The 6,425-nt window shown below is 48.9% G+C and carries 5 protein-coding genes; all 5 read right to left on the bottom strand.

Going from position 1 to position 6,425, the window contains the following annotated elements:
- On the bottom strand, window positions 1-1,631 hold a 1,631-nt coding region (locus ACTIE0_RS21490), incomplete at its 3' end, for a bifunctional serine/threonine-protein kinase/formylglycine-generating enzyme family protein (protein WP_439516982.1).
- 126 nt (window positions 1,632-1,757) lie between these two features.
- Window positions 1,758-3,476, bottom strand: a complete 1,719-nt coding sequence (locus ACTIE0_RS21485) for an SUMF1/EgtB/PvdO family nonheme iron enzyme (protein ID WP_439516981.1) — start codon at window positions 3,474-3,476, stop codon at window positions 1,758-1,760.
- Window positions 3,477-3,526: 50 nt separating this feature from the next.
- Window positions 3,527-3,709 carry a hypothetical protein gene (locus ACTIE0_RS21480; RefSeq protein ID WP_006624009.1) on the bottom strand — a complete coding sequence of 61 codons (183 nt, stop codon included), beginning with the start codon at window positions 3,707-3,709 and terminating at the stop codon, window positions 3,527-3,529.
- A complete protein-coding gene (locus ACTIE0_RS21475; protein ID WP_006669345.1) occupies window positions 3,700-4,494 on the bottom strand; it encodes a serine/threonine protein kinase in 795 nt (264 codons plus the stop codon). Before ACTIE0_RS21475 ends, ACTIE0_RS21480 begins: the two co-directional genes overlap by 10 nt.
- A gap of 124 nt (window positions 4,495-4,618) precedes the next feature.
- A partial coding sequence (locus tag ACTIE0_RS21470) for a bifunctional serine/threonine-protein kinase/formylglycine-generating enzyme family protein (protein ID WP_439516980.1) occupies window positions 4,619-6,425 on the bottom strand: 1,807 nt, incomplete at its 5' end.

Below are 6,425 nucleotides of genomic sequence, written 5' to 3'. Positions count from 1 at the left end.
GGCGCACCATTGTAGCTGTCGTGCCAGGGGTCAGCGCACCATTCCCAAACGTTCCCGTGGATATCATACAAGCCAAAGGCGTTGGCGTGTTGAAACTGACCGACGGGGGTGGTTTGTTCGCGGTAGGCTCCCTTGGGTCCTGAGCTATAGGTGTGGTTGCCATCGTAGTTGGCGAGGTCCGTCGTCAGGGTATCACCGACATGAAAGGGGCTAGTAGTTCCGGCGCGGGCTGCATATTCCCACTCGGCTTCACTGGGCAATCGGTAGGGTTTGCCAATTCTTTTCGAGAGGCGATCGCACCACTCCATTACATCATACCAAAAAACTTTTTCAACCGGAAGATTTAATCCTTTAAAATATGAGGGGTCTAGGCTCAAGTCCCGTTGGAGTTTGGGGAAACTAGCCACTTGTCGCCATTGTGCTTGGGTAACCGGATATTTTCCCATGAGGAAGGGTTTAATCGTGACTCGGTGTTGGGGTCTTTCAGCGTATGAACTTCCAGCTTCACCACTCGGCGCACCCATGGTAAAGGTTCCCCCCGGAATTAGCACCATCTCCAGAGTCACCCCATTTCCCAGGTCTTCGATAATACATTCAGCCTGACCGCGACGGCGGTTAATTTCTCTGCCCTTTGAATTGACCGTAACGATGTCAAATTCAAACTTCTGGGTTACCGCTGGGGGAGTTGTATTGGTAATCTTTTTAGCAGTATTGGGAATGATGTTTTTAGGATTCTTTATGATAATCTGTTTCCCATAATATCGCTGTAAATCTGCCCATACTTCGGCTACAGATTGATAGCGTTTTTTAAATACTGTCTCAACCAAACGCTCTAAGATTTCGCCTAATTTATCACTCACCTGATTGCCATTTAAATGCTCACGCCACACCCATTGTGATTCTAAGGGGTCATATAAATATGACGGACTCACTTGGGTTAGCAGGTATAAACAAGTCACCCCTAAACTATATAAATCACTCCCATATTGAGGTTTTCCCATAGCCTGTTCCGGGGCGCAATATGCCGCCGAACCGATAACCGTTCCCGTGACGCTAAGAGATGTGCGCTGCACCTGTTTAGATGCTCCAAAATCCACTAGGACTAACTTGTTATCACTGGCTCGTCTAATGATGTTTTCCGGTTTAATATCCCGGTGAATCACTTTATGTTTGTGTACAAAATACAAAACTGGCAATAAATCCTTGAGCAGGGAACTGATTTTATTTTCCGTAAAAGCGCCTTTATCTAGCTCCTGTTCTAGGGTTTCCCCTTCGATAAATTCCTGAATTAAATATTGACGGTTATCAGCCGTAAAATAAGCCAACAGTTCCGGGATTTGGGAATGTTTGCCGAGGATTTCTAAACGTTGGGCTTCTTGGTCGAATAATTGGGCGGCTTTTTCTAGGGTAGCGGTTCCTTGCGCCTGGGGAAGGAATTGCTTAATCACGCAGGGAGGTTTAGAAGGTTTGAAGTCATCTACTGCCAGAAATGTGCGTCCGAACCCACCTTGTCCGAGGATGCTTTTAGCATAGTAGCGTTCTGCCAGTCGGAGTTGACTGCCACATTTTTGGCAAAACTGGGAACCGTCGGGGTTGATGTGGAGGCAGTCTGGGTTGAGACACTGGCTCATAATCAGGAGGGTTATTGATACCTGATTCTACATTACCATAAATGCCCAAAATTAACCCGCTTTTTCACAGACACCTGATTTATCACGGCTGGGAAAGTTGGGTTTCGCTGCGCTTCACCCAACCTACTAAAGCGCTACCCGAAAACCGACGTTGTAGTAGAGGTTGTCCGGGTCGGACCTGTAGCGGTAGGCACAACGGCAGCTTTCTGGATTGCCGTACCACGAACCGCCGCGCAGCACTCGGTGGTCTTTGCTTCCCAAAAACTTGACTAAATATTCAATAGGTTTTTGATAACGATTATCGTTCCCAACATCCCACACACGACCATCCGAAGGCGCACCATTGTAGCTGTCGTGCCAGGGGTCAGCGCACCATTCCCAAACGTTCCCGTGGATATCATACAAGCCAAATGCGTTGGCGTGTTGAAACTGACCGACGGGGGTGGTTTGTTCGCGGTAGGCTCCCTTGGGTCCTGAGCTATAGGTGTAGTCGCCACGGTAGTTGGCGAGGTCTGTCGTCAGGGTATCACCGACATGAAAGGGGCTAGTTGTTCCGGCGCGGGCTGCATATTCCCACTCGGCTTCACTGGGCAATCGGTAGGGTTTGCCGATTCTTTTCGAGAGGCGGGCGCACCACTCGATTACATCATACCATGAAACTTTTTCAACCGGAAGATTTAATCCTTTAAATCTTGAGGGGTCTGGGTTCAGGTCTCGTTGGAGTTTGGGGAAACTAGCCACTTGTCGCCATTGTGCTTGGGTAACCGGATATTTCCCCATTAGGAAGGGTTTAATCGTGACTCGGTGTTGGGGTCTTTCAGCATTAGAACTTCCAGCTTCACCACTCGGCGCACCCATAATAAAGGTTCCCCCCGGAATTAGCACCATCTCCAGAGTCACACCATTTCCCAGGTCTTCGATAATACATTCAGCCTGACCGGGACGGCGGTTAATTTCTTGTCCCTTTGAATTTACCGTAACGATGTCAAAGGAAAAAGAAGTCGTTTTTGGTCGGTAAAGGGGGGTGGGTTTCGGCGGTTCCAACAGCTTTAACCACTCCTCCATCGACTGAGGGCGCTGGGTTTTATTTAACGCCATCCCCGCCATAATCGCATCATTAATAGCATCGCTCACCGATGCCAAATCCTTGGGCGGCACCAACTCTTCCCGGTCTACCTTGCGGGAAAAACAGTCCCTCGGCAACTGCTTCGTTACGGCATAATAGAGAGATGCTGCCAGAGTGTAAATATCGACCGTGGGGGAGCGATCGCCTTTAATTAACTGTTCGTAGGGTGCAAAAGCCTTATTGCCAAAAATCTTGGAACTGGTGACACTGGGGACGACATTTCCAGCGATGCCAAAATCAATCAATACCGGCTGACGGTTACCTCGCAACATGATATTAACCGGGGTGGCATCCCGGTGAACAATACCAGCGCGATGCACCTGTGCCAAAGCCTGAGCCACCGGACAAATTAACTCCAGGGCGGTCGCTTCCGAAAGGGGGCCTTGTTCCTGCACCAGAGTATAGAGGTTTTTGCCCTCGATAAATTCCATTACCAGACAATGGGAGTCGGATTCTTCAAATAAGTCCTTGACGCGGACGATGTGGGGGTTGGGGTCCCTCTCCAGTTGGGCTAAAATTTGGGCTTCCCGGATGAAGCGTTGGACGTATTTGGCATAGTCGGGGTCATGTCGCAAAAAGGCATTGGGGGTTTTGATCACCACGGGGGCATTGAAGCCCCGATGCAGGGCTTTGTAGGTAATGCCGAACCCACCCTGTCCGAGGACAGTTTCGATGGTGAATTTGCCGTTTTGGAGTGAGTGTCCGTTGGGCCAGTACATTGTCCGGGTGTCAGTCGGTGAGGATGTCAATATTGTACACCCACCCAGGGCTATTTATTTAAAAATAGGGCGATTATGGTTGCGATCGCACCGAGAATGCCGGCAACAGTAGCAGCCAATTGAAGGGCGATCGGCAGACTATCCCATTGGGGAATTGGCGACCAGCGCCCGATTCCCAATTCCCGCAGAAATTCCGGTACACTCTGGGTGCGATCGCCCGGAATTAAAGCCATGGCATGAACGATCGCCTGATTAACCTTTTGGCTAATCTTGGGATTGTGCAAACGGGGGGGGGAGTCAAATGCACATCGGAATCGGTATCATGGCGATCTAAGGCACTTTCAGGTTTTTTTCCGGTCAGCAGCACATACAGGGTCGCCGCCAGGCTGTAAACGTCCGTCCAGGGTCCTTTGGGTTCCAGGTGGGAATACAATTCGAAGGGTGCAAAGCCATCAACGGTAATTTGTTGGGTGAGGGGATGATCGAAAGACCTCGCCAAGCCAAAATCAATTAAAATCGCCTCTTGTTTTCCGGCGCGAATCATAATATTTCCGGGTTTAAGATCTCGATGCAAAAGACCCCGTTGGTGGACGGAAATCAAAGCGGAACCAATTTGTTGAATATAGCCCAGGGCAATTTTTTCGGGAAGTTGAGGTTCTCCCCGCTGACCGAGACTGACCCCATCAATATAGTCCATGACGATACACGGATAGCGAGTATTGGCAAACCATCCCTCCCGCACCGCTTCGTCAAAAATTTCTCGCACTTTGACAATATGAGGATGTTGGCATTGGGAGAGTTTTAGGGCTTCATCATAAAATTTGGTCGCATATTTTTCCCGTTCCGAGGGCTTGAGATCTTTTAACATGGAAGCATCGGGATTCAGGGTTTTAATGGCAACATAGCCATTCGTCCGCACTTCCTTCGCGAGATAGGTGACGGAAAATCGCCCCTGTCCCAAAATGCGATCGACCATATAGTTCCCGTTGTTGAGTTTCTGTCCGTTTTGCCACAACATGATGGAATCGATAAAATATGGGCGTATTTTACCAAAATCCGCTGCTGCTTGGGTTGCCGAAACAGAAACCCGGTGGCTCACGGCTGGCTGGGAAGTTGGGTGAAGCGCAGCGAAACCCAACCTACTAAAGCGCTACCCGAAAACCGTTGTTGTAGAAGAGGAAGTCCGGGTCAGCCCCGTAGCGGTAGGCACAACGGCAGTTATCTGGATAGTCGTACCACGAACCGCCGCGCAGCACCCTTCTTTCTGTTTTTCCCAAAGAGTTGATAGCTATTCGTGAAGAGTTGATAGCTATTCGTAATTGATAACGATTATCGTTACCAACATCCCACACACGACCATCCGAAGGCGCACCATTGTAGCTGTCGTGCCAGGGGTCAGCGCACCATTCCCAAACGTTCCCGTGGATATCATACAAGCCAAAGGCGTTGGCGTGTTGAAACTGACCGACGGGGGTGGTTTGTTCGCGGTAGGCTCCCTTGGGTCCTGAGCTATAGGTGTGGTTGCCATCGTAGTTGGCGAGGTCCGTCGTCAGGGTATCACCGACATGAAAGGGGCTAGTAGTTCCGGCGCGGGCTGCATATTCCCACTCGGCTTCACTGGGCAATCGGTAGGGTTTGCCAATTCTTTTCGAGAGGCGATCGCACCACTCCATTACATCATACCAAAAAACTTTTTCAACCGGAAGATTTAATCCTTTAAAATATGAGGGGTCTAGGCTCAAGTCCCGTTGGAGTTTGGGGAAACTAGCCACTTGTCGCCATTGTGCTTGGGTAACCGGATATTTTCCCATGAGGAAGGGTTTAATCGTGACTCGGTGTTGGGGTCTTTCAGCGTATGAACTTCCAGCTTCACCACTCGGCGCACCCATGGTAAAGGTTCCCCCCGGAATTAGCACCATCTCCAGAGTCACCCCATTTCCCAGGTCTTCGATAATACATTCAGCCTGACCGCGACGGCGGTTAATTTCTCTGCCCTTTGAATTGACCGTAACGATGTCAAATTCAAACTTCTGGGTTACCGCTGGGGGAGTTGTATTGGTAATCTTTTTAGCAGTATTGGGAATGATGTTTTTAGGATTCTTTATGATAATCTGTTTCCCATAATATCGCTGTAAATCTGCCCATACTTCGGCTACAGATTGATAGCGTTTTTTAAATACTGTCTCAACCAAACGCTCTAAGATTTCGCCTAATTTATCACTCACCTGATTGCCATTTAAATGCTCACGCCACACCCATTGTGATTCTAAGGGGTCATATAAATATGACGGACTCACTTGGGTTAGCAGGTATAAACAAGTCACCCCTAAACTATATAAATCACTCCCATATTGAGGTTTTCCCATAGCCTGTTCCGGGGCGCAATATGCCGCCGAACCGATAACCGTTCCCGTGACGCTAAGAGATGTGCGCTGCACCTGTTTAGATGCTCCAAAATCCACTAGGACTAACTTGTTATCACTGGCTCGTCTAATGATGTTTTCCGGTTTAATATCCCGGTGAATCACTTTATGTTTGTGTACAAAATACAAAACTGGCAATAAATCCTTGAGCAGGGAACTGATTTTATTTTCCGTAAAAGCGCCTTTATCTAGCTCCTGTTCTAGGGTTTCCCCTTCGATAAATTCCTGAATTAAATATTGACGGTTATCAGCCGTAAAATAAGCCAACAGTTCCGGGATTTGGGAATGTTTGCCGAGGAGTTCTAAACGTTGGGCTTCTTGGTCGAATAATTGGGCGGCTTTTTCTAGGGTAGCGGTTCCTTGCGCCTGGGGAAGGAATTGCTTAATCACGCAGGGAGGTTGAGAAGGTTTGAAGTCATCCACTGCCAGAAATGTGCGTCCGAACCCGCCTTGTCCGAGGATGCTTTTAGCATAGTAGCGTTCTGCCAGTCGGAGTTTACTGCCACATTTTTGGCAAAACTGGGAA

It is taken from the genome of Limnospira sp. (assembly GCF_051859755.1).
In the GTDB taxonomy this organism is placed as follows: domain Bacteria; phylum Cyanobacteriota; class Cyanobacteriia; order Cyanobacteriales; family Microcoleaceae; genus Limnospira; species Limnospira fusiformis.
This window is presented reverse-complemented; position numbering and strand designations above follow the sequence as displayed.

What these genes read in the sequence shown, in the direction of transcription:
- ACTIE0_RS21485 (WP_439516981.1), bottom strand. Translation starts at nt 3,476, where the DNA reads ATGTACTGGCCCAACGGACACTCACTCCAAAACGGCAAATTCACCATC.
- ACTIE0_RS21480 (WP_006624009.1), bottom strand. Translation starts at nt 3,709, where the DNA reads ATGGCTTTAATTCCGGGCGATCGCACCCAGAGTGTACCGGAATTTCTG.
- ACTIE0_RS21475 (WP_006669345.1), bottom strand. Translation starts at nt 4,494, where the DNA reads ATGTTGTGGCAAAACGGACAGAAACTCAACAACGGGAACTATATGGTC.